At 61.5% G+C, this 25,915-nt stretch carries 21 protein-coding genes; 6 read left to right on the plus strand and 15 right to left on the minus strand.

The features are described from left to right. From WJW29_RS05140 to WJW29_RS05150, 3 genes are all read right to left on the minus strand, one after another. The coding region (locus WJW29_RS05140) for a transposase (protein ID WP_146772423.1) at positions 1-185 on the minus strand (185 nt) is incomplete at its 3' end. A gap of 86 nt (positions 186-271) precedes the next feature. After that, positions 272-1,324, minus strand: coding sequence for an acyltransferase (locus WJW29_RS05145; protein WP_011257669.1), 1,053 nt, complete (start codon positions 1,322-1,324; stop codon positions 272-274). Between the two features lie 5 nt (positions 1,325-1,329). Beyond that, positions 1,330-2,166, minus strand: a complete 837-nt coding sequence (locus tag WJW29_RS05150; RefSeq protein ID WP_341898076.1) for a glycosyltransferase family 2 protein — start codon at positions 2,164-2,166, stop codon at positions 1,330-1,332. 17 nt (positions 2,167-2,183) lie between these two features. Here WJW29_RS05150 and avrBs3 point away from each other — a divergent pair, with 17 nt between their 5' ends. Continuing rightward, positions 2,184-6,200, plus strand: coding sequence for a type III secretion system effector avirulence protein AvrBs3 (gene avrBs3, locus WJW29_RS05155; RefSeq protein ID WP_118886833.1), 4,017 nt, complete (start codon positions 2,184-2,186; stop codon positions 6,198-6,200). Here avrBs3 and WJW29_RS05160 read toward each other — a convergent pair. The 10 genes from WJW29_RS05160 to WJW29_RS05205 all read right to left on the minus strand — a co-directional run bounded on the left by WJW29_RS05160 (position 6,130) and on the right by WJW29_RS05205 (position 15,454). Continuing rightward, positions 6,130-6,501: a glycosyltransferase gene (locus tag WJW29_RS05160; RefSeq protein WP_341898084.1), complete on the minus strand. Its 372-nt coding sequence runs from the start codon at positions 6,499-6,501 to the stop codon at positions 6,130-6,132. The two genes, avrBs3 and WJW29_RS05160, sit on opposite strands and share 71 nt — an antisense overlap. Then, positions 6,501-6,791, minus strand: coding sequence for a hypothetical protein (locus WJW29_RS05165; RefSeq protein ID WP_024744691.1), 291 nt, complete (start codon positions 6,789-6,791; stop codon positions 6,501-6,503). The genes WJW29_RS05160 and WJW29_RS05165 overlap by 1 nt, the downstream gene beginning before the upstream one ends. 20 nt (positions 6,792-6,811) lie before the next feature. Continuing rightward, complete coding sequence (locus WJW29_RS05170) at positions 6,812-8,773, minus strand: glycosyltransferase (RefSeq protein WP_228329681.1); 1,962 nt, start codon at positions 8,771-8,773, stop codon at positions 6,812-6,814. Further along, on the minus strand, positions 8,770-9,846 hold the full coding sequence (locus tag WJW29_RS05175; protein WP_011407605.1) for an SDR family oxidoreductase: 1,077 nt from the start codon (positions 9,844-9,846) through the stop codon (positions 8,770-8,772). The genes WJW29_RS05170 and WJW29_RS05175 overlap by 4 nt, the downstream gene beginning before the upstream one ends. A 34-nt stretch (positions 9,847-9,880) precedes the next feature. Further along, the gene (locus WJW29_RS05180; RefSeq protein WP_230455386.1) at positions 9,881-10,561 is read right to left on the minus strand and encodes an FkbM family methyltransferase; all 681 of its coding nucleotides are present in this window, start codon (positions 10,559-10,561) and stop codon (positions 9,881-9,883) included. 166 nt (positions 10,562-10,727) lie between these two features. Continuing rightward, positions 10,728-11,921 (minus strand): cystathionine gamma-synthase, encoded by a 1,194-nt coding sequence (locus tag WJW29_RS05185; protein ID WP_011257665.1) that lies wholly within the window; start codon positions 11,919-11,921, stop codon positions 10,728-10,730. A 90-nt stretch (positions 11,922-12,011) separates the two neighbouring features. Beyond that, complete coding sequence (locus WJW29_RS05190) at positions 12,012-13,382, minus strand: pyridoxal-phosphate dependent enzyme (RefSeq protein WP_011407603.1); 1,371 nt, start codon at positions 13,380-13,382, stop codon at positions 12,012-12,014. 241 nt (positions 13,383-13,623) lie between these two features. Further along, entirely contained in the window at positions 13,624-13,842 is a 219-nt protein-coding gene (locus WJW29_RS05195; protein ID WP_003484103.1) for a YdcH family protein, read from the minus strand. Positions 13,843-14,183: 341 nt separating this feature from the next. Beyond that, entirely contained in the window at positions 14,184-15,074 is an 891-nt protein-coding gene (locus WJW29_RS05200) for a membrane protein (RefSeq protein WP_011257662.1), read from the minus strand. Beyond that, positions 15,071-15,454, minus strand: coding sequence for a DUF4398 domain-containing protein (locus WJW29_RS05205; RefSeq protein WP_011407602.1), 384 nt, complete (start codon positions 15,452-15,454; stop codon positions 15,071-15,073). The genes WJW29_RS05200 and WJW29_RS05205 overlap by 4 nt, the downstream gene beginning before the upstream one ends. Before the next feature lie 98 nt (positions 15,455-15,552). Between WJW29_RS05205 and WJW29_RS05210 the strand changes: the two genes are divergently transcribed. Beyond that, positions 15,553-16,686 (plus strand): PilT/PilU family type 4a pilus ATPase, encoded by a 1,134-nt coding sequence (locus WJW29_RS05210; RefSeq protein WP_011407601.1) that lies wholly within the window; start codon positions 15,553-15,555, stop codon positions 16,684-16,686. A gap of 338 nt (positions 16,687-17,024) precedes the next feature. Here WJW29_RS05210 and maiA read toward each other — a convergent pair whose 3' ends face one another. Beyond that, positions 17,025-17,651 carry a maleylacetoacetate isomerase gene (gene maiA / locus WJW29_RS05215; protein ID WP_042464484.1) on the minus strand — a complete coding sequence of 209 codons (627 nt, stop codon included), beginning with the start codon at positions 17,649-17,651 and terminating at the stop codon, positions 17,025-17,027. Between the two features lie 43 nt (positions 17,652-17,694). Further along, positions 17,695-18,753, minus strand: a complete 1,059-nt coding sequence (locus WJW29_RS05220; RefSeq protein ID WP_027703597.1) for a fumarylacetoacetate hydrolase family protein — start codon at positions 18,751-18,753, stop codon at positions 17,695-17,697. 310 nt (positions 18,754-19,063) lie between these two features. Here WJW29_RS05220 and WJW29_RS05225 point away from each other — a divergent pair, with 310 nt between their 5' ends. The 4 genes from WJW29_RS05225 to WJW29_RS05240 all read left to right on the plus strand — a co-directional run bounded on the left by WJW29_RS05225 (position 19,064) and on the right by WJW29_RS05240 (position 25,868). Further along, positions 19,064-20,446, plus strand: a complete 1,383-nt coding sequence (locus WJW29_RS05225) for a DEAD/DEAH box helicase (protein WP_011407600.1) — start codon at positions 19,064-19,066, stop codon at positions 20,444-20,446. A gap of 412 nt (positions 20,447-20,858) precedes the next feature. Further along, positions 20,859-21,212 (plus strand): 6-carboxytetrahydropterin synthase QueD, encoded by a 354-nt coding sequence (queD, locus tag WJW29_RS05230; protein ID WP_027703598.1) that lies wholly within the window; start codon positions 20,859-20,861, stop codon positions 21,210-21,212. A gap of 258 nt (positions 21,213-21,470) precedes the next feature. Further along, positions 21,471-25,598: a TAL effector protein PthXo1 gene (locus WJW29_RS05235; RefSeq protein WP_069959831.1), complete on the plus strand. Its 4,128-nt coding sequence runs from the start codon at positions 21,471-21,473 to the stop codon at positions 25,596-25,598. Beyond that, on the plus strand, positions 25,599-25,868 hold the full coding sequence (locus WJW29_RS05240) for a hypothetical protein (protein WP_341898170.1): 270 nt from the start codon (positions 25,599-25,601) through the stop codon (positions 25,866-25,868). The last annotated feature ends 47 nt before the right edge of the window (positions 25,869-25,915 follow it).

Raw genomic sequence — 25,915 nt, forward strand, 5'->3', positions numbered from 1 at the left:
TGGGCTGAGCGCACGTTCTGCGGGTGCACCCGCGCGGCCATGGGCTCCACGCTCTTGCGCCCTCCAGGCAGTAGCAACCCTTTCAGGTACCAGTGTGCGGGCTGTTTGCGATCCGCATGGGACAGGGCGGCAGCAACTACTTCCCCGTACTGTTCAAAACGCACTTCCAGTGACCTATTCAACACAGCTCTCCCACGCGGCCTGAAGGTCTTCCAATAGTGGCACAAAGATACGATTATTTGTAACACAGTGGAACTAATGGAAGACGCAATTACTCACCGGCCATAATCCTTTTTGGAGTACGTGGCTTTAGCCGCAAGGCAGGCTGCTCGATAAGATGCCAAGAAATCCAGGCCAATAGCCCAGTAATCGTGAGTGCTAGCGCGAGGCTTGTATTAAACGAAATACTTTCACCCCAAAGCCAAAATAGAGTTTGCTGCACTGGGAAAGCATAAATGTAAATACCGTAGGACATGTCACCGAAGCGGCCGAATCTTCTCATAATTGGAAAAGACAAGTTCCCCAAGACTACAAAGAAGAAAGGCGTAAACAAGAAGACCGCGATCAACTGATGGTCGTTTTGAAAAAGCAGCAAAAATGCTGTCATAACCACCAAAAAACTTGGAATAATTCGATTCCAACTCGACCATATCTCGCGAAAGTAGTGCAAGAGAACACCAGAGAAGAAGAAAGTGGCGAATTCTATTTCATGTACTCTTCCACCACCAGCCCGGAATACATTTTCAGCGTCATGATAGCCATAGTAATAAACAGCTAAGGCTGCCGTGGCAGCTAGAAGCACCCAGCGCCAGCGCAATACACCAATTACTCCTAGAATGGCGAGGTAGCCATAGCAATGCACCTCTATTGGAATAGTCCAAAGCACCCCGTTGGGAATATAAGGAACCGCACTATCTGGAAACACACCTTGCAAAAATGGCTGCACTTGAAACAGCATGGTTTTGAAATAAGTCCAAGTTAACTCATTTAAGAAGTATTCCTTAAGAGAAAGCGTCGTAACAGCTGGCCCGAGTAAAAATGCACACAAAATAAGGACGCAAAGCATACCCGGCCAGATACGAAGCAATCGCCGATAAGTGAAACGGACAAGACTAGGATCACGCTGCCAACTCTGCGCAACTAAAAAACCACTAATCGAAAAGAAAATAAAGACCCCATAACCACCCAAGGTCTGGAATTGAAGTACCAGTGGTTCTGGCAGCTTGGCCAAAGCAAAATGATGGCTCACCAGCACGCTGGTAGCGGCAACAATGCGAATAAAATCAAAATTATTACTGCGGTGAGCCAACTCAGACTGAGCCATAGTATCTATACTCGCTCAGGATAATTACTGGTTCGGGTGTTAGTAACATTGGCGAATTCAGACTTCAACGCGGTAGCGAGAGCGCCAGAATCATACAAATTGACGGCAGTTGGGTCTTGACCGAAAAACTTGCGGATCTCCTGTCCCAGGTTCCGGCGACTCACCTGCATATCGAGCCTGAAGCCTCTGAATACCGCCTGTATATGATCATTAGCACCGTTTGGTGATAGCAAAATATTAACTTCGTCTTCGTTAGTCCGGTCGCGCCCAATCCAACCCACGTCTATCGAATAGCCAAATTGTTTACCAGCACTCCGCACAATATGAGAGATTGCATCATCATGCGCGCGCGAAAGCACGCCTGAGTGCACAAACGCTTCTACCTGATTGCGAAATTGAGGATAGCGAAGGTCGATGATGGCTTCATTTGCAGGCACGGTCGTTGCATTCGAGGAAACCAGACCTGCATCCAAATTCGATCCACGTCCGTGATGAAAAACATAAGTCCCAGGAGCCAACGCAATCCGATAGCCGGCTGCAAGGCTACGTAGGCTCCAATCGGTCTCCTCGCAATAGCCACGCCCGAAGCAGGGATCCATGATTCCCACCTTGCGAACAACATCAGTAGAAATCAAGATACAAAAAGAAATACCTGCGGGGATATCCATAACCGCGTCACCGAAATGACCTGCCAAAGTAGCATGCATCCAGTCAACTACATTCTGATCATGCAGATAACGATTAGGATCTTCGTTAGGCAACGAATATAGAGAAACGTTGTTCGACCAAGCAGTCACCGAACCCACATTATTTTGACGGGACGCTCGCAACATCTGTCCCATTAAGTCTCGGGGGTACAATGGATCCCATTCGTTCGCGCACGCCAAGTCCTGCCCGCGAGCTTCTGCCCGGCCCCCAACCGGATAGGGTTCAGCCGACTGCAGATCGGGGGGGGGCTCCGCCTGCTGGCGGCCCCCTGGATGGCTTGCCCGCTCGGCGGACGATGTCCCGGACCCGGCTGCCATCTCCCCCTGCGCCCTCGCCTGCGTTCTCGGCGGGCAGCTTCAGCGATCTGCTCCGTCAGTTCGATCCGTCGCTTCTTGATACATCGCTTCTTGATTCGATGCCTGCCGTCGGCACGCCGCATACAGCGGCTGCCCCAGCAGAGTGCGATGAGGTGCAATCGGGTCTGCGTGCAGCCGATGACCCGCCACCCACCGTGCGTGTCGCTGTCACTGCCGCGCGGCCGCCGCGCGCCAAGCCGGCCCCGCGACGGCGTGCGGCGCAACCCTCCGACGCTTCGCCGGCCGCGCAGGTGGATCTACGCACGCTCGGCTACAGTCAGCAGCAGCAAGAGAAGATCAAACCGAAGGTGCGTTCGACAGTGGCGCAGCACCACGAGGCACTGGTGGGCCATGGGTTTACACACGCGCACATCGTTGCGCTCAGCCAACACCCGGCAGCGTTAGGGACCGTTGCTGTCACGTATCAGGACATAATCAGGGCGTTGCCAGAGGCGACACACGAAGACATCGTTGGCGTCGGCAAACAGTGGTCCGGCGCACGCGCCCTGGAGGCCTTGCTCACGGAGGCGAGGGAGTTGAGAGGTCCGCCGTTACAGTTGGACACAGGCCAACTTCTCAAGATTGCAAAACGTGGCGGCGTGACCGCAGTGCAGGCAGTGCATGCATGGCGCAATGCACTGACGGGTGCCCCCCTGAACCTGACCCCGGACCAAGTGGTGGCCATCGCCAGCAATATTGGCGGCAACCAGGCGCTGGAGACGGTACAGCGGCTGTTGCCGGTACTGTGCCAGGACCATGGCCTGACCCCGGACCAGGTCGTGGCCATCGCCAGCCATGGCGGCAAGCAGGCGCTGGAGACGGTGCAGCGGCTGTTGCCGGTGCTGTGCCAGGACCATGGCCTGACCCCGGACCAGGTGGTGGCCATCGCCAGCAATATTGGCGGCAAGCAGGCGCTGGAGACGGTGCAGCGGCTGTTGCCGGTGCTGTGCCAGGCCCATGGCCTGACCCCGGCCCAGGTGGTGGCCATCGCCAGCAATAACGGCGGCAAGCAGGCGCTGGAGACGGTGCAGCGGCTGTTGCCGGTGCTGTGCCAGGCCCATGGCCTGACCCCGGACCAGGTGGTGGCTATCGCCAGCAATAACGGCGGCAAGCAGGCGCTGGAGACGGTGCAACGGCTGTTGCCGGTGCTGTGCCAGGCCCATGGCCTGACCCCGGACCAAGTGGTGGCCATCGCCAACAATAACGGCGGCAAGCAGGCGCTGGAGACGGTGCAGCGGCTGTTGCCGGTGCTGTGCCAGGACCATGGCCTGAGTCCGGACCAGGTGGTGGCCATCGCCAACAATAACGGCGGCAAGCAGGCGCTGGAGACGCTGCAGCGGCTGTTGCCGGTGCTGTGCCAGACCCATGCCCTGACCCCGGACCAGGTGGTGGCCATCGCCAACAATAACGGCGGCAAGCAGGCGCTGGAGACGGTGCAGCGGCTGTTGCCGGTGCTGTGCCAGGACCATGGCCTGACCCCGGACCAGGTGGTGGCCATCGCCAGCCACGATGGCGGCAAGCAGGCGCTGGAGACGGTGCAGCGGCTGTTGCCGGTGCTGTGCCAGGACCATGGCCTGACCCCGGACCAAGTGGTGGCCATCGCCAGCAATATTGGCGGCAAGCAGGCGCTGGAGACGGTGCAGCGGCTGTTGCCGGTGCTGTGCCAGGACCATGGCCTGACCCCGGACCAGGTGGTGGCCATCGCCAGCAATAGTGGCGGCAAGCAGGCGCTGGAGACGGTGCAGCGGCTGTTGCCGGTGCTGTGCCAGGACCATGGCCTGACCCCGGACCAGGTGGTGGCCATCGCCAGCCATGGCGGCGGCAAGCAGGCGCTGGAGACGGTGCAGCGGCTGTTGCCGGTGCTGTGCCAGGACCATGGCCTGACCCCAGACCAGGTCGTGGCCATCGCCAGCCACGATGGCGGCAAGCAGGCGCTGGAGACGGTGCAGCGGCTGTTGCCGGTGCTGTGCCAGGCCCATGGCCTGACCCCGAACCAGGTGGTGGCCATCGCCAGCAATATTGGCGGCAAGCAGGCGCTGGAGACGGTGCAACGGCTGTTGCCGGTGCTGTGCCAGGACCATGGCCTGACCCCGGACCAGGTCGTGGCCATCGCCAGCAATGGCGGCAAGCAGGCGCTGGAGACGGTGCAGCGGCTGTTGCCGGTGCTGTGCCAGGCTCATGGCCTGACCCCGGACCAAGTGGTGGCCATCGCCAGTAATAGTGGCGGCAAGCAGGCGCTGGAGACGGTGCAGCGGCTGTTGCCGGTGCTGTGCCAGGACCATGGCCTGACCCCGAACCAAGTGGTGGCCATCGCCAGCAATATTGGCGGCAAGCAGGCGCTGGAGACGGTGCAGCGGCTGTTGCCGGTGCTATGCCAGGACCATGGCCTGACCCCGGACCAGGTGGTGGCCATCGCCAGCAATATTGGCGGCAAGCAGGCGCTGGAGACGGTGCAGCGGCTGTTGCCGGTGCTGTGCCAGGACCATGGCCTGACCCTGGACCAGGTGGTGGCCATCGCCAGCCACGATGGCGGCAAACAGGCGCTGGAGACGGTGCAGCGGCTGTTGCCGGTGCTGTGCCAGGCCCATGGCCTGACCCCGGACCAGGTCGTGGCCATCGCCAGCCACGATGGCGGCAAGCAGGCGCTGGAGACGGTGCAGCGGCTGTTGCCGGTGCTGTGCCAGGCCCATGGCCTGACCCTGGACAAGGTGGTGGCCATCGCCAGCAATGGCGGCAAGCAGGCGCTGGAGACGGTGCAGCGGCTGTTGCCGGTGCTGTGCCAGGACCATGGCCTGACCCCGAACCAGGTGGTGGCCATCGCCAGCAATAGTGGCGGCAAGCAGGCGCTGGAGACGGTGCAGCGGCTGTTGCCGGTGCTGTGCCAGGACCATGGCCTGACCCCGAACCAGGTGGTGGCCATCGCCAGCAATGGCGGCAAGCAGGCGCTGGAGAGCATTGTTGCCCAGTTATCTCGCCCTGATCCGGCGTTGGCCGCGTTGACCAACGACCACCTCGTCGCCTTGGCCTGCCTCGGCGGACGTCCTGCCCTGGATGCAGTGAAAAAGGGATTGCCGCACGCGCCGGAATTGATCAGAAGAATCAATCGCCGCATTCCCGAACGCACGTCCCATCGCGTTCCCGACCTCGCGCACGTGGTTCGCGTGCTTGGTTTTTTCCAGAGCCACTCCCACCCAGCGCAAGCATTCGATGACGCCATGACGCAGTTCGAGATGAGCAGGCACGGCTTGGTACAGCTCTTTCGCAGAGTGGGCGTCACCGAATTCGAAGCCCGCTACGGAACGCTCCCCCCAGCCTCGCAGCGTTGGGACCGTATCCTCCAGGCATCAGGGATGAAAAGGGCCAAACCGTCCCCTACTTCAGCTCAAACACCGGATCAGGCGTCTTTGCATGCATTCGCCGATTCGCTGGAGCGTGACCTTGATGCGCCTAGCCCAATGCACGAGGGAGATCAGACAGGGGCAAGCAGCCGTAAACGGTCCCGATCGGATCGTGCTGTCACCGGCCCCTCCGCACAGCAATCTTTCGAGGTGCGCGTTCCCGAACAGCGCGATGCGCTGCATTTGCCCCTCAGCTGGAGGGTAAAACGCCCGCGTACCAGGATCGGGGGCGGCCTCCCGGATCCTGGTACGCCCATCGCTGCCGACCTGGCAGCGTCCAGCACCGTGATGTGGGAACAAGATGCGGCCCCCTTCGCAGGGGCAGCGGATGATTTCCCGGCATTCAACGAAGAGGAGCTCGCATGGTTGATGGAGCTATTGCCTCAGTCAGGCTCAGTCGGAGGGACGATCTGAGAACATCTGAATTACTAATAACGACATAGTCGTAACCTCGCTTAACAGCCGTCAGCATTCCTAGACTGACATTGCGCGGGATACCGAGGTTGCGAGGAGTACAGTAATACATTACGCCACGCTCCTTACAGAACGCAGACAGCTCCTCACTCCAGCCGGGCTCGGGACTCGCGTCATCCAGGACTAATACATCTATTTGTGCTTCCTGCTGATCTAGGCGCAGCGCACTTTTGATTGCGGCAGGTACGAATGCCCGCCCGTTATACACCGTGATGCAATGAAGAATACGAGGACGGTCCATTACAGACACCGACGCAGCTTACTGCTAAACATCGAAGCAAACTTCACCAAACGCGATGCACGTATCTGCGCATAACGATTATGGACATCGTCGTAGCCCTCAAAATTGGTGACTGAGTACGAAATGGGCGCTGCACCGATACGTAAGCGCTCCAATTCCGATCGAGTCTGGATCAGCTCCCGACTCATAGAGGTCAGACGCGAAGTGAGGTCCATCACGCGTGCATTGGCTACTTCGAAGTCAATGAGTGCTTGTTCAAGCGATATTTGATCAAGGTCAGTCGTATTCATATTTTAAACCTCTGGAAATATTAGTTTCGCGGCGCGGACGCAAGCGTTTGACGGTACGCCACGGTCAGATCGGCTGCAGTCGCACTCCAAACGAGGCGCCCACCGCTAGCAAGGACACGCTTGATATTTTTTCCGGCCAACTGGGGATCTTGCAATAACTGCTGGCAATGATCCGCCATGCGCAACGGATCCCAATCCTGAGGAAGTTCTGGCGAATCTATTAGCTCCCTAAGTGGGCCGAAGCTCACATGCGCCGTTGGGGTTCCCATAGAAGCAGCCTCAAACGGGACGAGGCCGAAGCCTTCCGCTGAGGTTGGATACAACACGATGCTGGCATGCCGCAATAACCAGTTCCTGACCGCACTACTTACATCTGGCATTATTACAAGTTGCTCTTCGTCAGCGCCCCAGCGGGCGACTGCTTCTTCTTGCCGAGAGCTTCCCTTGGCGACCACTGCACCAGCCATAACTAAGGCGATATTGTGGCCGCGTCGACGCAACTCTTTCCAAGCCAGGATAGCCAGGTCACGATTCTTATGGCTATAGCTCGCACCCAGTACCAACAAAAACTGCGCGGCAACCAGCCCCTTTTCGACGAGTGCCGGAGGCACTTTCTCCACATCTGTATCAGTCAGGTGGTCACCGCCGTTCTTCACCACATAAATTCGCTGGAGCTCAACCGCCAAACGCTCATCAATGATCGACTCGGAAGTATCATCAGAGATCGCCACGATAGCGTCAGAACGACCTGCGGCGATTTCGATGTTCCTCCGATATTCTAGCCAACGTTGACCTGTCTCATGATAGCTGCCGACGCGATAGGCAATAAGATCCTGCAAGGTAACAACAATGCGTTTGGACAGTTGACGCCAACGCTCCCAGGGAATCTGCCGATCTGGCTGGAAAGGACGATGCAAAATATCGACCTGTTCAGCTCCATGAAACATTAGATCAGTGGCATCGCAGATAGTCAGTTTTGATTGCAGAAGTAGGTCACGCGCATATGCGGGTAATATTCCATTAGGCACAGCAAGCACCACCCGACTAATATCGTCACGCTTTAGCAGTGAGCGAACTAGCGCCAATGTTTGCACCTGTGTTCCCATCTCCATCGGACCCAAGCAGGAACCATCAATCAGAACGCGTAACCCTTGAATCTTGCTACGTGCGACATCCAGCGCGATTGCCAAAGCGCCTACTTTTGACGAACGTAGATGATCGTGCAATGCAGGAAAAGAGCCGTCATGCGCATGTAAGCGCTGTCGCGATCGAGGGTCATCACTTGCTTCAGTTGGGGCTCCGACGCTGCTCCACTGTGTAGTAACGTAAGAGCCCGCATCAAGCACGTGCCTAAAACCACGTCGTGCTGTCCTTAGAGCGAACTCGGCTAAGGATTCTGAAGGATTGGAGTCGCTTTCCGGATCGAATCCACCGACGGCTCTGATTACGCGCGCATTGACCAACACCACTGCACCTACTGGAACCTGTAGTGATACCGGGCCACTGTCAGGCGACGCATCACGAAGCGTTCTACAGACACCAGACTCATCCATTCCAGGAATCCCATAGGGAGTCGGCGAATTGCGATGCGGAAAACTCAGTGCACCAGCAGCATTGGATAGAAACGAAACGGTCCCAATACGCTGGTCATTCTGCATCCATTCTAATGCTCGATCTAGGAGTTCCACCGGCACTACAACAGGCGAAACAGCGATCAAAATAGCTTCTATTGAGGAGCGTTCGCTGATGATAGCGGTAACGGCTGCCGACAATGTCCAAGCCGCGCTGATCCGCGCCTTACTGCCGTTAAAATCGCGGGAAGCACTGACATTGTCCCAAGCAACGATTTCACACTCGCAGCTGCCTCTCAGTTCCAACAATGACCGCACTGAGTCTATCCAATCCCGTGGAGCACCAGTCATCGCAGCCACAGAGACAACGCCCACCTCTTCTTTTTGCGTTTTCTCGTCAAACGAATTCATGCATAGCCCCGAGCGATCAGCCACTCGCCGACACGATTGGCGCCTTCCTGAAAATTTATACGAGCCTGCACACCAAGAGACTGTTCGAGAGGAGCACCATCCGCTACCGCCCAGCGCACATCGCCATCACGAAATTTCCCGCTGATTTGCGGATCCGGCGCACCGTGCATAGCAGCGATCGACTTTGCAGCCTCGGCGATCGTAGTAACGACGCCGCTACCAACATCTAGCGTACGCAAGCCAGCGGGTGGCTGACGCAGACCTGCCATCAAGGCGACTACTACATCATCGATAAAGACGAAATCACGCCCGATTTCGCCATCCTCATAAATTTCTAGCGTCTGGGCTTTCCGCGCCATACGATGAAACAGCGTGATAATACCCGTGTATGAATTGAATGGCGATTGGCCGGGGCCATAGACATTCTGAAGCCGGAATACCGACAGCGGAACCTGCATGGCGCCACACCACGCAGCAAGAATATGTTCTTGAGCAAGCTTAGTTGCTCCATATACGCTAGTGGGATTAGGAAAAACAGTATCCGCACGGTGCGACAACGGGGAAGCAGCCCCCCTACCAGACGGCGATAGTGGATTCCACTGTGAACGCGCCAGCACTTCATGCGAACGTGGCGGTGGATAAAAGGTTGTGCCATTTGCATCCAACCATGCACCTTCACCGTAAACAGCTCGGCTAGACGCAAGCAAAACATGTTCAGGAACTAGTTTGCGTGCGGAAAACGCATCTAGCATTGCGGTGGTGCCTACCACGTTTACGTGTGCATGACGAGTGGCCTCGGTCAATGACTGACCGGTCCCTGTCTCCGCAGCCAAGTGGACGACAATGGTCGGCTGCCAATTTTCGAGCACTTGGCCCCAGGTGTTTTCTTCGGTAACGTCGCCAATGTGCAGGTGCGCCGCCTCGTCAAGCACCTCTGGTCGCTTGGACTCAGCATGAATCTGTGGATGAAGATTATCGATCGCAACTACTGGCAGACCAAATGCTTTGAGCTGGCCAGATAGCGCGCATCCGATGAAGCCGGCTCCACCGGTAACAATTACTGCCTTCTCCATTTTCGAATTTCCTGTATTTGTATTTTATCTTGCATCAAGCACGTAGCAGCAACAAATCTGCTTGCGCCATGGGACCGGCGGAACTGCAATAGCGCAGAATTTCCGCGTTGCTTGCCTCGTTCAACTGCCCATTTCTAATAAGCAAAATACGAAAGCCAAGTGATCGATAAACATCCAACACCATATCGGGCGCAAAATGCTCAGCAACGGCGAGATCGGGCCCGAACTCTACAACAATCCTGATACTTGGCGATCGACGAATGACGCCAACCATTCCACGTATCACGTCTAGTTCGGCACCCTGCACATCAATTTTTACAATACTCGCGTTCAGATCAGGATATAGCTCATCCAGGCTAATGAGAGGCGCCACAGTACTCGCAAAATTTCCTTCTACACCACGGGTGTCACCTAGATTATTAACCGCTGTTTCCAGCGCCACTGTCCCACGACTGGATCCAAGCGCGCATGAATGGAGCTGGATGCGGGCACCATAAGTCCAAGCATTGAGCGCAAGAACGTCGTGAATAAGCGGTTGCGGCTCGAAGGCATACGTCTTCAGACTCGGAAAGTGCTTAGACAACAGGCACGAGAAATAACCGACGTTAGCGCCAATATCGATGAATAAGCCGTCCTTATGGCTTGCACAACACTCCAGAAGGACCTGACCGACATGCGGATCCCAGCGACCACTATTGCGCGCATACTCGCGCATCACTTGGTCTGCTACCGGAAACCAAAGTTCCCCAGCATCCGTGGCCACTCGCTCTAGCGGCCAATTACTGGTTCCCCGCGGTATCGTAGTAGGCCTTGTATTTGAAAAATTCTTTAGCACAAACTACCTCCAGCAACAGATACAGCACCATATAACAATAAACGCCTCAATTTTGATTCACCAACGCCCGCTCCAAATCCCCACGCAAATCCCCAAGATCCTCGATTCCCACGCTCAACCGCACCAGCGCATCGCTGATGCCGAGCTGCTCGCGGCGGGCAACGGGGATGGAGGCGTGCGTCATGACGGCGGGATGGTTCACCAGGCTTTCAACACCACCGAGCGATTCGGCCAGGGTGAACAGCTCGGTCTTCTCGCAGAAACGCTTGGCTGCGTCGAAGCCGCCCTTGAGGACGATGGAGACGATGCCGCCGAAGCCGGACATCTGGCGTTTCGCGAGCACATGCTGCGGGTGCGAGGCCAGGCCGGGGTAGATCACCTTTTCGATGGCGGGGTGCGTTTCCAGCCATTGCGCCAGCGCCAGGGCATTTTCGCAGTGCGCGCGCATGCGCAGCGGCAAGGTCTTCAATCCGCGTAGCGCGAGGAAGCTGTCGAACGGGCCTTGCACGCCACCGATGGAGTTCTGCAGGAACGCCATCTGCTCGGCGAGCTCGGCGTTGTCGCCCACCACCGCAATGCCGCCCACCATGTCCGAGTGGCCGTTGAGGTACTTGGTGGCCGAGTGCACGACGAGGTCGGCGCCCAGGCTGAGCGGGCGCTGCAGCATCGGCGAGGCAAAGGTGTTGTCGACCACGGTCAACAGGCCATGCTTGCGCGCGATCACCGCAATGGCGGCGATGTCGACCAGCTTGAGCATCGGGTTGGTCGGCGTTTCGATCCACACCATCTTGGTGTCTGCGCGGATCGCCGCCTTAAACGCGGCCGGGTCGGTCAGGTCGACGAAACTGAAATCCAGGCCGGCGGTGCGACGGCGCACGCGCTCGAACAGGCGGAAGGTGCCGCCGTACAGATCGTCCATCGCCACCACGTGGCTGCCGGCATCCAGCAACTCCATCACGGTGGAAGTGGCAGCCATGCCGGAGGCGAACGCGAACGCGCGCGTGCCGCCTTCCAGTGCGGCCACGCAGCGCTCGTAGGCGAACCGCGTCGGGTTATGTGTGCGCGAATACTCAAATCCCTGGTGTTCGCCGGGGCTGGATTGCGCATACGTGGACGTGGCGTAGATCGGCGGCATCACTGCGCCGGTGCTGGGATCCGGCGACTGCCCTCCATGGATCGCCAGCGTTGCAAGCGACAGCGCGCGATCGCCGTCATGGCTATGAGTGGTGCGGTTGGACATGGAGGTTCCCGGAAAAAGTGGGCGATTGTAACAAGCGGGTCTGAATGGCCCGTGCCGCGCGTCTCATCGAAACGCGCGGCTGCACGGGATTCACTGCACGCGACGGCGCAGGTAGTTGAGCAGGTCGATGCGGGTGATCAGGCCAAGAAACTGCTTGCCGTTCATGACGATGGCGACCTGGCCGCGGTCGAACACCGGCAACAGCGCTTCGATGGGCGATGCGACGTCCAGACGATCCAGCTTGCTCACCATGGCGGTGGAGATCGGGTCGCGGAAGCGCGCCTCGTCGCCATAGACATGCAGCAGCACGTCGCTCTCGTCGACGATGCCGACCAATTCGCCATCGTCGATCACCGGCAGCTGCGACACATCGTACAGTTTCATGCGCTGGTAGGCGGTGGTCAGCAGATCCTTCGGGCCCACCACCACGGTGTCGCGCTTGTTGTACGGGCGAAGGATCAGGTCGCGCAGATCGCCGTATTGCGGGCGCTCCAAAAAGCCGTTGTCGAGCATCCAGTAGTCGTTGTACATCTTCGACAGATACTTGTTGCCGGTATCGCAGACGAACACCAGCACGCGCTTGGGCGTGGTCTGCTCGCGGCAATACTTCAGCGCCGCGGCCAGCAAGGTGCCGGTGGACGAGCCGCCGAGGACGCCCTCTTTGGCCAGCAATTCGCGCGCGGTGTGGAAGCTTTCCGCATCGCTGATGGAATAGGCCTTCTTGACGCGCGAAAAGTCGGAGATGTCCGGCAAGAAGTCTTCGCCGATGCCTTCGACCAGCCAGCTGCCCGACTTTTCGCTGACCGTGCCTTCTTCGATGTACTGGGTCAGGATCGAGCCGACCGGGTCGGCCAGCACCAGTTCGGTGTGCGGCGAGGCGCTGGCGAAGGCGCGCGACAGGCCAGTCATGGTGCCGGAGCTGCCGCAGCCGAACACGATGGCGTCCAGCTGGCCGTCCATCTGCGCCAGGATCTCCGGGCCGGTGCCGAATTCGTGCGCGGCCGGGTTGTCCGGGTTGCCGAACTGGTTGATGAAGTAGGCCCCCGGCGTTTCGGCAGCGATCTTGGCGGCCAGGTCCTGGTAGTACTCCGGGTGGCCCTTGGCCACATCCGAGCGGGTCAGCACCACGTTGGCGCCCATGGCCTTGAGATTGAAGATCTTCTCGCGGCTCATCTTGTCCGGCACCACCAGGATCAACTGGTAGCCCTTCTGCTGCGCCACCAGGGCCAAGCCCAGACCGGTGTTGCCGGCGGTGCCCTCCACCAGGGTGGCGCCGGGCGTGAGATCGCCGCGCTGCTCGGCCGCTTCGATCATCGACAGACCGATGCGGTCCTTGATCGATCCGCCAGGATTACTCGCCTCCAGCTTGAGGAACAGCTCGCAGACGCCGGTGTCCAGGCGCTGGGCCTTGACGATCGGCGTGTTGCCAATCAGTTCGAGTACGGAGGAATGAATCGCCATCGGCATATCGTCGCTGCGCCACACGGGCTGGGCCGGTCATTATCCGACGAACAGCTGGGGAATGCGCATTCAGCCTTGAAACGATCATGCAGGCCGATGAAACGAACAAGCTCAACCACTGCGCAAACGTGCCACTGGACCGGAAACGCAGCACTGCAAACTAAAGACGCGGACGGTGGCAAGCCGACGAGGAGGCCGCCACCGCCCGCGGCGGTGAACTTGTTCTAACGGTGGGGAAGGATCAGTGCGTGAGCTGGTCGTACATCCGGGTGAGCTTTTCTTTGGCCTGCAACTTCTCGCGCTTCATCTGGCCCAAGGTGACGTCGTCGATCGGGAGCACCCCGAGTTCGGCATCCATGCATTTCTTGTTCAACAGCTTGTGACGTTGGTAGAGCTGCTTGAACTGGGGATCGGACTTCATCAATGCGTCGATTTCGGTCTGCGGTTGCCCTTCGAACATGGCGTTACCTCCTTCACTGAAACAAGAACGCCCCGGCCAGCAAAGGCACGGGGCGGAGCTTGGAAATGGAAGACCAACGCGTTGCACAGGCAGACACACGGGCGGAACCAGCAACAACCACTCCACCCTCTTGCATTGTTGCGTGCCTTTGCGTCACTGGCGCGGCCCTCCGTACTTCCCGGGCAGCGGAGTTGCTGCCCGGAGATACGACCCTACGCCGGTCGCGGAGGGGGTTCAAGACCGAAACAGCCACATTTGCCGTTCATTGTCGCAATTGGTGACTGCGGTTCAACCAAGCGTCATGCCCCGGTTAAAAGGCTTTAACTTCCAATCACTTGCCGTCAGGGCGCGACAACGACCTCGGCCGCACGGGTCTTGTTGGCCGCGCCTTTGGTACCGGTGACCTGCAGCCGCGAGGCCGCCACCCCGCCCGCCACCAAGGCATCGCGTAGTGCTTCGGCACGCTTCTTCGCGGTGGCTGCGTCGTTGTCGAACCCGACGATGCTGACCCGGCCCTTCTTGCCGATGTTCAGATATTCGGCCAAGGCCTTGGCCTGCCCGGCGGCATCGCCGGACAGCGCCGCCTTGCCACCGAAGGCGCCACTGCCCAGCGAGAACACTTCGCCACGGCTGTCGAACTTGGCAGCCGGCAACTTGGCCCCGGCCACCAGCTCGGCTTCCTCATGCGCCAGCTGTACTGCCTTCTGCTGGGCCGCGTTGAGCTTGGCGGTCTGCCTACCGGCCACGCTGGTCAGCGCCAGCTCGGCGTCCTGCCGGGCAAGCGCCTCCTGTTCGGCGGACTGGCGTGCCTGCTCGGCGGCCTCGGTCTGGATCTGCGCCTGCACGCGCAGACGTTCTGCCTCCTGGCGCGCACGCGCAGCGTCGCGGCGACTGGCTTCGATCAGCAAGTCGTTGCGCGTACCTTCCAGCCGGTCCAGCTCACGCCGTGCCAGCGCGGTACGGGCAGTGAGTTCGGCGATCTCGACCCGGCGATCGGCCAGAAACACCAGCTCGTCGCGGTCGCGCCGCTTGGCTTCGGCCAGCGCAGCGACGCTCTGCTGCGCCTGCAGCCGTTCGAAGCGGGCCAGCTCGTTGGTTTGCGGATCGTTTTGCAGCGCGGCCAGACGCCGGTTGAGCGCGTCGGCCTGCGGGTCGTCCTTGGCCGCCATCGCCAGCGGCGGCAACGCAGCCAGGCTCAAGACACCGAGATAGAGCAGTGGGCGCAGTTTCATCGGCCGCTCTCCCCGGTGTTGAGTGTGCTCTGCAACTGCGCCACTTCCTTCTTGCGCTGTTCCAGTTGGGCGGTGACCACCGCCTCTTCGCTGCGTGCCTTGGCCAGATCGGCGTCGGCAGCTGCGCGTAAAGCGATCTGGGGCACCTGCTTGCGCTGGCGCTTGTCAAGTTGCGCCTGCTGGGCCTGCATCAGTTCCTGGCGTGCCAGGTTGACCAGATCCGGGGCGTATTGGTCGGCATCGGCCTGCGTGGCGCGTTGCACGGCCTGTTCGGCAGCGGTGAGCTCCGGTGCCACCTGGGCGGCGGCCGGAGAGGAAAGAACGATGAAACAGGCGATGCCATACAGGGATCGCCGCAAGTATGCGAAGCTAGCCGTCATTAGGGGAGCCGTAGCGAGAAGTCTCGAGCACGGCCATTGTCGGAAGCCTGCGGCGGACTTGCAACGAGACGCTGCTGTTTGTTGGGGAACCATTGCGCATGGATATCGGCTACTTCCTGAAGCTGATGACCGAAAAGAATGCCTCGGACATGTTCTTGACCACCGGCGCGCCGGTGCACATCAAGATCGAAGGCAAGCTTTACCCGCTCGGCAATACGGGATTGCCGCCGGGGATGGTCAAGAAAATCGCTTACTCACTGATGGACGAGGGCCAGGTGCCGCAGTTCGAGCGCGAACTCGAACTCAACATTGCCATCGCCCTGCCCGACGCCGGCCGCTTCCGCGTGAACGCGTTCAAACAGCGCGGTGAGGTAGGCATGGTGATCCGTGCCATTCGCAGCCGGATCCCCAGCATCGAAGAGCTCCACCTGCCACAGGTGCTCAAGGACATCATCATGGCCCCGCGCGGGCTGGTGCTGGTGGTGGGCTCGACCGGCTCGGGCAAGTCGACCTCGCTTGCCGCGATGATCGACCACCGCAACAGCACAACCACCGGGCACATCCTCACCATCGAGGACCCGATCGAATATCTGCACAAGCACAAGATGTCGATCGTGAACCAGCGCGAGGTGGGCCTGGATACCCATGCTTTCCAGAGCGCGCTGAAGAATGCGATGCGCGAGGCGCCGGACGTGATCCTGATCGGCGAGATCCTGGACGCCGAGACCATGGAGGCAGCGATCGCCTTCGCCGAAACCGGCCACCTGTGCCTGGCCACGCTGCACTCCAACAATGCCGACCAGACCATCGAGCGTATCCTCAATTTCTTCCCGGAAAGCGCGCACAATAACGTGCTGATGAACCTGGCGCTCAACCTGCGCGCGGTCATCTCCCAGCGTCTGGTCAAGGGCCTGGACGGCCGTCGCCGCCCGGCCACCGAAGTACTGCTCAATACGCCGATGATCCGCGACCTGCTACGCCGCGGCCAGGTGCACGAGGTCAAGCAGGCGATGGAAGAGTCGCTGGAAGAAGGCATGCAGACCTTCGACCAGTGCCTGTTCCGCATGGTGAAGTCGGGCGAAATCGAGCAGGAAGAAGCGCTGCGTGCCGCCGACTCGCGCGACGGCCTGGCGCTGAAGTTCCGTCTCTCCGAAGACGGCTCCGGCGAGCACGACCCGTACGCGGATTACGAAACGCCGGCTGCGCCGAAGATCAGCCACGGGTTTATTTAAGCGGCCTTGTCGCTGGTTCCGGCCAGCGACTGACCGCGTTGGTACTGATCGATTGACGTATTGATGGATGCGTCCGGTCGCGCAGCGATCGCGACTTGCCTTTATCCGCTACCGCATCCCCCTTCTTGCGATCGCGGAGGAAGGGAGGCAAACGCGTCTTGCGTGCCTTCAAAGCCTGCCTTGAGGCGAGTGCCAGTTCTATGTTGATGACAGACCTAGCGCCGGGCTGACCGCGACTTTAAAGAACGGCGCACAATCCGCGTTTGCTATCGCAGCACCGGTGAAGCTGCCCGCAGCACAGAGGAGAGGGTCCTACCTACCCTCTCTTACCCTCCGCCTCACACCACTGCATCAATCTGCATTTCCGGCCGCGCGGCATCGAACGCCGGCAGTGCCAGGCAGGCCTGTTCAATACGCTGCAGGGTGGGATAAGGCGCAAGATCTACTTCGAACCGGCGCGCGTTATAGAGCTGCGGAATCAACACGCAATCGGCCAAGCCCGGCGTGTCGCCATGGCAGAAGCTTGCGGTGTACGGTTCGTTGGCCAGCTGCAGTTCCAGCGCCGCAAACCCTTGCTGCATCCAGTGCTGCATCCAGTGCAGGCGCTGCGCGGCATCGCGTTGCCACTCGCGCTCGAGCAACTGCATCACGCGCAGGTTATTGAGCAGGTGCACATCGCAGGCGATGGCTTGGGCAAGTGCGCGCACACGGGCGCGTTCGGACGGTGCTGCCGGCAGCAGCCGCGCACTGTATGGAAACGCTTCTTCCAGATACTCCAGGATCGCCAGCGACTGCGGAACCACCACTGCGCCGTGGCGCAGCGTCGGAACCAACTGCTGTGGATTGAGCTGCGCGTACGCGGCGGCATGCTGCTCGCCGCCATCGCGCACCAGATGCACCGGGTGCGTGACGTACGCCAGCGCCTTTATGTCCAGCCCAATGCGCACGCGATAGGGCGCGCTCATACGCCAGCCTGACTGCAGACGCTCATGGAAGGTGAGCAACCGGTCATGGCAGCGGCTGCCGCTCAACGCGCTGTTCGATCGCGCCGAAGATGCTGACGCCGCTGGCATCGAACATCTCGATCCGCACCACGTCGCCGAACGCCATGAATGGCGTGCTCGGCTTGCCGTCGCGCAGGGTCTCGATCACGCGCTGTTCGGCAAAACACGAGGCGCCCAGCGTGGTGTCCTGATTGGCGATGGTGCCCGAGCCCACGATCGTGCCGGCCGACAACGGACGGGTCTTGGCGGCGTGGGCGATCAGCTGGGCGAAATCGAACTGCATGTCGTTGCCGGCTTCGGGAGCGCCGAACCAGGCGCCGTTGATGTGCGTCACCAGCGGCAGATGCACCTTGTTGTCGCGCCAGGCATCGTCCAGCTCGTCGGGGGTGACGAACACCGGCGACAGCGCCGAACGCGGCTTGGATTGCACGAAACCAAAGCCCTTGGCGAGTTCGGCCGGAATCAGGTTGCGCAGCGAGACATCGTTGACCAGCCCCACTAACTGGATATGCGCGGTCGCCTGCTCGGGCGAGGCGCCCATCGGCACATCGTCGGTGATGACCACAATCTCCGCTTCCAGGTCGATGCCGTAGTCCTCGCTGATCACCTTGATGCCGTCGCGCGGGCCGTAGAAGCCGGCGCTGGTGGCCTGGTACATCAACGGGTCGGTGTAGAAGCTTTCCGGCACGTCGGCATTGCGCGCGCGACGTACCCGTTCCACATGCGGCAGGTAGGCGCTGCCGTCGACGAATTCGTAGGCGCGTGGCAGCGGGGCCGCCAAAGCCTGCATCTCCAGGTCGAAGACCCCGTCGGCACTGCCGTCGTTGAGCGAGGCCGATAAGGCGTTCAGGCGCGGCGCGACGTTGCTCCAGTCTTCCAGCGCGCGCTGCAGCGTGGGCGCGATGCCGGTGGCGCGCACGGCGGTGCGCAGATCGCGCGAAACCACGATCAGGCTGCCGTCGCGGCCGCCGTCCTTCAAGGAACCTAGCTTCATGACCATCCTGTGCTGTGGCTGATCGGGAGATTGTACGGCCTGAAGCAACAGTGGTTGCATATGAAACAGATGGCCGTTACCACAACTGCGGTGACGGAATTTTGTGCAGCGCGCCAAACGCGAGTACACTTGCCGGGTCTGCATGCGGCCGTCCGTTTCCCTTAGGGACAGCCGGCGAGACCAGGATCGACCGATCCGCTCGCCCGCCCCACCCGACGCCTTTCGTGGTGCCGACAAACCCATCGTTCCTTGATCGGGTTGATCCACCATCTCGCAGCGCGGTTCACGGGAACGCTCCGAGCCTCACTTGCTTTTGCATCTGCAATGCGTTTGCGCTCCGGGCCTGGCTTGGTGGCGACGCTTTACCTGGAGCTTCCTGATGTCTTTTGAATCCCTGGGCCTTGCGCCCTTCCTGCTGCGCGCGTTGGCCGAGCAGGGCTATGAAACCCCCACTGCAATCCAGCAGCAGGCGATCCCGTTGGTGCTGGCCGGTCACGACCTGCTGGCCGGCGCGCAGACCGGTACCGGCAAGACCGCCGCCTTCGGCCTGCCGCTGCTGCAGCACCTGGGCACCTCGCCGCAGCCGGTCAACGGCCCGCGCAAGCCGCGCGCGCTGATCCTGACCCCCACCCGCGAACTGGCCACCCAGGTGCATGACAGCCTGCGCGGCTACAGCAAGTACCTGCGCATTCCCAGCGCAGTGATCTACGGCGGCGTGGGCATGGGCAACCAGCTCGACACCCTGCGCCGTGGCGTGGACCTGCTGATCGCCTGCCCGGGCCGGCTGATCGATCATATCGAGCGCCGCAGCGTGGACCTGTCCGGCATCGAAGTGCTGATCCTGGACGAAGCCGACCGCATGCTCGACATGGGCTTCTTGCCGTCGATCAAGCGCATCCTGACCAAGCTGCCGCGCCAGGACCGTCAGACCCTGCTGTTCTCCGCGACCTTCGAAGAGAACATCAAGCAGCTGGCGCTGGAGTTCATGCGCAACCCGATGCAGATCCAGGTCACCCCGAGCAACACCGTGGCCGAGAGCATCACCCACCGCGTGCACCCGGTCGATGGCGCGCGCAAGCGCGATCTGCTGCTGCACCTGCTGGCGCAGGACAGCCGCGAACAGACCCTGGTGTTCGCGCGCACCAAGCACGGCAGCGACAAGCTGGCGCTGTTCCTGGAGAAGTCGGGCATCAAGACCGCGGCCATCCACGGCAACAAGAGCCAGGGCCAGCGCATGCGTGCCCTGAGCGACTTCAAGGCCGGCCGCGTGACCGTGCTGGTCGCCACCGATATCGCTGCGCGCGGGATCGATATCGACCAGCTGCCGAAGGTCATCAACTACGACCTGCCGATGGTGGCCGAGGATTACGTGCACCGCATCGGCCGCACCGGCCGTAACGGCTCCACCGGCGAGGCGATCTCGCTGGTGGCGCAGGACGAAGCCAAGCTGCTGCGTCAGATCGTGCGCATGCTGGGCCGCGACGTGGAAATCCGCGACGTGCCGGGCTACGAGCCGCAGACGCCGATCCGTTGGGGCAACAGCGCACCGGGTCGCGCCGAGCAGCCGGGCGGCGATCGCGCCCCGCGCAAGAGCCACGCCCGTCGCCCGCATGGCGATGCACCGCGTCAGGCGCACGCGCATGCCGGCCCGAAGAAGCCGGGTGGCCAGCGCAGCGGCGGGCCGCGTCAGGCCAACGCTGGCCCGGGTGCAGGCCGTCGCGACGGCGGTCGCGGTGGTCAGCGTCCGAGCGGTACGCGCTAAGGAGGACAGCGCGCCCAGCCCATCGTCGGGGAGGTGATGCAGGGTCTGATTCAGGGTTTCTTGCAGAAGACGCACGGCAAAACGGGAGCGTTATGAACACGCCCCCCCCTTCCTACATCAAGCCAGCCATCTCAGCTTAACCGACTGGCATTGGCCTTCGGGGCAGCTTTTTTGTGGGCGATGCACGTGTCTCAGCAACCATGCTTTATCCGCGTGCGACCAGGCACCTCAAGAGCGCGGCAATGCCGCACCTTGGTGACGGACGCGATCGTCAGCGCGCCAGGCATTCGCGCAGCACTGCCTGCGGATGTGGCATGCAAGCGGCCACCATGGCTTCGTCGCGTTGCAAAAGCACCGCAGCGTTGCGCTTGCCGTCGGCTGCAGAGGGCCCAGCGCACTTACAATGCCGCGCATGGATATCTTCAAAGTCTTCACGCTCGAAGCCGCGCACCGGCTTCCCAACGTGCCGCCTGGGCACAAATGCGCGCGCCTGCACGGGCACTCCTTCCGGGTGGAGTTGCATGTCAGCGGCGAACCCGGCGCCGAGACCGGATGGATCATGGATTTCGGCGACATCAAGGCCGCCTTCCAGCCGATCTACGACCGCCTGGACCACCACTATCTCAACGATATCGAAGGGCTGGAAAACCCCACCAGCGAACGCCTTGCGATCTGGATCTGGCAGCAGCTCAAGCCGACGCTGCCGCAGCTCAGCGAGATCGTGGTGCATGAAACCTGCACCTCCGGATGTCGCTACCGCGGTTGATCGGTAGCGCAGTCCTCTGACATGAAGCCGCCCACTGGGCCGCTTTTATGATTTAAGGAACCAGCCAACCTATTGATCGAAAAGCACTTCTCAAGCCGTTTGGAAAATCTTCAGCAAGCGCGTTGCATCGCAGCGACAACGGCGTATGCTGCAACGCAACAAACGGTCACGGCCTTCCCCAAGGGGTTCGCAATGTCGGCGCAGTTCGAAAACCGCTTTACCAGTCAGTTCGCCTCTGCTGCTGCCCGTGCCAACCAGATGGATCCCATTCGTTCGCGCACGCCAAGTCCTGCCCGCGAGCTTCTGCCCGGACCCCAACCGGATAGGGTTCAGCCGACTGCAGATCGGGGGGGGGCTCCGCCTGCTGGCGGCCCCCTGGATGGCTTGCCCGCTCGGCGGACGATGTCCCGGACCCGGCTGCCATCTCCCCCTGCGCCCTCGCCTGCGTTCTCGGCGGGCAGCTTCAGCGATCCGCTGCGTCAGTTCGATCCGTCGCTTCTTGATACATCGCTTTTTGATTCGATGCCTGCCGTCGGCACGCCGCATACAGCGGCTGCCCCAGCAGAGTGGGATGAGGCGCAATCGGCTCTGCGTGCAGCCGATGACCCGCCACCCACCGTGCGTGTCGCTGTCACTGCCGCGCGGCCGCCGCGCGCCAAGCCGGCCCCGCGACGGCGTGCGGCGCAACCCTCCGACGCTTCGCCGGCCGCGCAGGTGGATCTACGCACGCTCGGCTACAGTCAGCAGCAGCAAGAGAAGATCAAACCGAAGGTGCGTTCGACAGTGGCGCAGCACCACGAGGCACTGGTGGGCCATGGGTTTACACACGCGCACATCGTTGCGCTCAGCAAACACCCGGCAGCGTTAGGGACCGTTGCTGTCACGTATCAGCACATAATCACGGCGTTGCCAGAGGCGACACACGAAGACATCGTTGGCGTCGGCAAACAGTGGTCCGGCGCACGCGCCCTGGAGGCCTTGCTCACGGATGCGGGGGAGTTGAGAGGTCCGCCGTTACAGTTGGACACAGGCCAACTTCTCAAGATTGCAAAACGTGGCGGCGTGACCGCAGTGGAGGCAGTGCATGCATCGCGCAATGCACTGACGGGTGCCCCCCTGAACCTGACCCCGGCACAGGTGGTGGCCATCGCCAGCAATAACGGCGGCAAGCAGGCGCTGGAGACGGTGCAGCGGCTGTTGCCGGTGCTGTGCCAGGCCCATGGCCTGACCCCGGCGCAGGTGGTGGCCATCGCCAGCCACGATGGCGGCAAGCAGGCACTGGAGACGGTGCAGCGGCTGTTGCCGGTGCTGTGCCAGGACCATGGCCTGACCCCGGACCAGGTGGTGGCCATCGCCAGCAATAGTGGCGGCAAGCAGGCGCTGGAGACGGTGCAGCGGCTGTTGCCGGTGCTGTGCCAGGACCATGGCCTGACACCGGACCAGGTGGTGGCCATCGCCAGCAATGGCGGCGGCAAGCAGGCGCTGGAGACGGTGCAGCGGCTGTTGCCGGTGCTGTGCCAGGACCATGGCCTGACCCCGGACCAGGTGGTGGCCATCGCCAGCCACGATGGCGGCAAGCAGGCGCTGGAGACGGTGCAGCGGCTGTTGCCGGTGCTGTGCCAGGACCATGGCCTGACCCCGGACCAATTGGTGGCCATCGCCAACAATAACGGCGGCAAGCAGGCGCTGGAGACGGTGCAGCGGCTGTTGCCGGTGCTGTGCCAGGACCATGGCCTGACCCCGGACCAGGTCGTGGCCATCGCCAGCAATGGCGGCAAGCAGGCGCTGGAGACAGTGCAGCGGCTGTTGCCGGTGCTGTGCCAGGACCATGGTCTGACCCCGGACCAGGTCGTGGCCATCGCCAGCAATATTGGCGGCAAGCAGGCGCTGGAGACGGTGCAGCGGCTGTTGCCGGTGCTGTGCCAGGCCCATGGTCTGACCCCGGCGCAGGTGGTGGCCATCGCCAGCCACGATGGCGGCAAGCAGGCGCTGGAGACGATGCAGCGGCTGTTGCCGGTGCTGTGCCAGGCCCATGGCCTGACCCCGGCGCAGGTGGTGGCCATCGCCAGCAATAGCGGCGGCAAGCAGGCGCTGGAGACGGTGCAGCGGCTGTTGCCGGTGCTGTGCCAGGCCCATGGCCTGACCCCGGCGCAGGTGGTGGCCATCGTCAGCCACGATGGCGGCAAGCAGGCGCTGGAGACGGTGCAGCGGCTGTTGCCGGTGCTGTGCCAGGCCCATGGTCTGACCCCGGACCAGGTGGTGGCCATCGCCAGCAATAACGGCGGCAAGCAGGCGCTGGAGACGGTGCAGCGGCTGTTGCCGGTGCTGTGCCAGGACCATGGCCTGACCCCGGACCAGGTGGTGGCCATCGCCAGCCACGATGGCGGCAAGCAGGCGCTGGGGACGGTGCAGCGGCTGTTGCCGGTGCTGTGCCAGGACCATGGCCTGACCCCGGACCAGGTGGTGGCCATCGCCAGCAATAACGGCGGCAAGCAGGCGCTGGAGACGGTGCAGCGGCTGTTGCCGGTGCTGTGCCAGGACCATGGCCTGACCCCGGACCAGGTGGTGGCCATCGCCAGCCACGATGGCGGTAAGCAGGCGCTGGAGACGGTGCAGCGGCTGTTGCCGGTGCTGTGCCAGGCCCATGGCCTGACCCCGGCGCAGGTGGTGGCCATCGCCAGCAATAACGGCGGCAAGCAGGCGCTGGAGACGGTGCAGCGGCTGTTGCCGGTGCTGTGCCAGGACCATGGTCTGACCCCGGACCAGGTGGTAGCCATCGCCAACAATAACGGCGGCAAGCAGGCGCTGGAGACGGTGCAGCGGCTGTTGCCAGTGCTGTGCCAGGCCCATGGCCTGACCCCGGCGCAGGTGGTGGCCATCGCCAGCAATAACGGCAGCAAGCAGGCGCTGGAGACGGTGCAGCGGCTGTTGCCGGTGCTGTGCCAGGCCCATGGCCTGACCCCGGCGCAGGTGGTGGCCATCGCCAGCAATAACGGCGGCAAGCAGGCGCTGGAGACGGTGCAGCGGCTGTTGCCGGTGCTGTGCCAGGCCCATGGTCTGACCCCGGACCAGGTGGTGGCCATCGCCAGCAATAACGGCGGCAAGCAGGCGCTGGAGACGGTGCAGCGGCTGTTGCCGGTGCTGTGCCAGGCCCATGGCCTGACCCCGGACCAGGTGGTGGCCATCGCCAGCAATAACGGCGGCAAGCAGGCGCTGGAGACGGTGCAGCGGCTGTTGCCGGTGCTGTGCCAGGCCCATGGCCTGACCCCGGACCAGGTGGTGGCCATCGCCAGCAATAACGGCGGCAAGCAGGCGCTGGAGACGGTGCAGCGGCTGTTGCCGGTGCTGTGCCAGGACCATGGCCTGACCCCGGCGCAGGTGGTGGCCATCGCCAGCCACGATGGCGGCAAGCAGGCGCTGGAGACGGTGCAGCGGCTGTTGCCGGTGCTGTGCCAGGACCATGGCCTGACCCCGGCGCAGGTGGTGGCCATCGCCAGCAATGGCGGCGGCAAGCAGGCGCTGGAGAGCATTGTTGCCCAGTTATCTCGCCCTGATCCGGCGTTGGCCGCGTTGACCAACGACCACCTCGTCGCCTTGGCCTGCCTCGGCGGACGTCCTGCCCTGGATGCAGTGAAAAAAGGATTGCCGCACGCGCCGGAATTGATCAGAAGAGTCAATAGCCGTATTGGCGAACGCACGTCCCATCGCGTTGCCGACTACGCGCAAGTGGTTCGCGTGCTGGAGTTTTTCCAGTGCCACTCCCACCCAGCGTACGCATTTGATGAGGCCATGACGCAGTTCGGGATGAGCAGGAACGGGTTGTTACAGCTCTTTCGCAGAGTGGGCGTCACCGAACTCGAAGCCCGCGGTGGAACGCTCCCCCCAGCCTCGCAGCGTTGGGACCGTATCCTCCAGGCATCAGGGATGAAAAGGGCCAAACCGTCCCCTACTTCAGCTCAAACGCCGGATCAGGCGTCTTTGCATGCATTCGCCGATTCGCTGGAGCGTGACCTTGATGCGCCCAGCCCAATGCACGAGGGAGATCAGACGCGGGCAAGCAGCCGTAAACGGTCCCGATCGGATCGTGCTGTCACCGGCCCCTCCGCACAGCAATCTTTCGAGGTGCGCGTTCCCGAACAGCGCGATGCGCTGCATTTGCCCCTCAGCTGGAGGGTAAAACGCCCGCGTACCAGGATCGGGGGCGGCCTCCCGGATCCTGGTACGCCCATGGCTGCCGACCTGGCAGCGTCCAGCACCGTGATGTGGGAACAAGATGCGGCCCCCTTCGCAGGGGCAGCGGATGATTTCCCGGCATTCAACGAAGAGGAGCTCGCATGGTTGATGGAGCTATTGCCTCAGTCAGGCTCAGTCGGAGGGACGATCTGATTGGCATTTGAGACGCTGGAACAGAATATCAACGCCACGAGCAGTTTCTTCGGTGAGTTTGCGCAGGCGCGCGATCTAGGTGCCTACCAGATGCTCTGGCCGAAAGGCTTGCAGGTGGCGCGCGACAACCTGGAACGTCTGGCCTCGGTCAATCAGGAAGTGGTCGGGCTGGGGTTGAAGATGTCCAGCGAGCTTGGCCAATTCACCAAGCAGCAGTTCGACACCGGCAGCGAGACGGCCGGTGCGGCAGGCAAGACCCGGCGAAAGTAACGGCCACCAAAATTCAGCGACTTTGCATGGGTCCCTCCCCCCGTGCA

It is taken from the genome of Xanthomonas sp. JL1 (assembly GCF_038405005.1).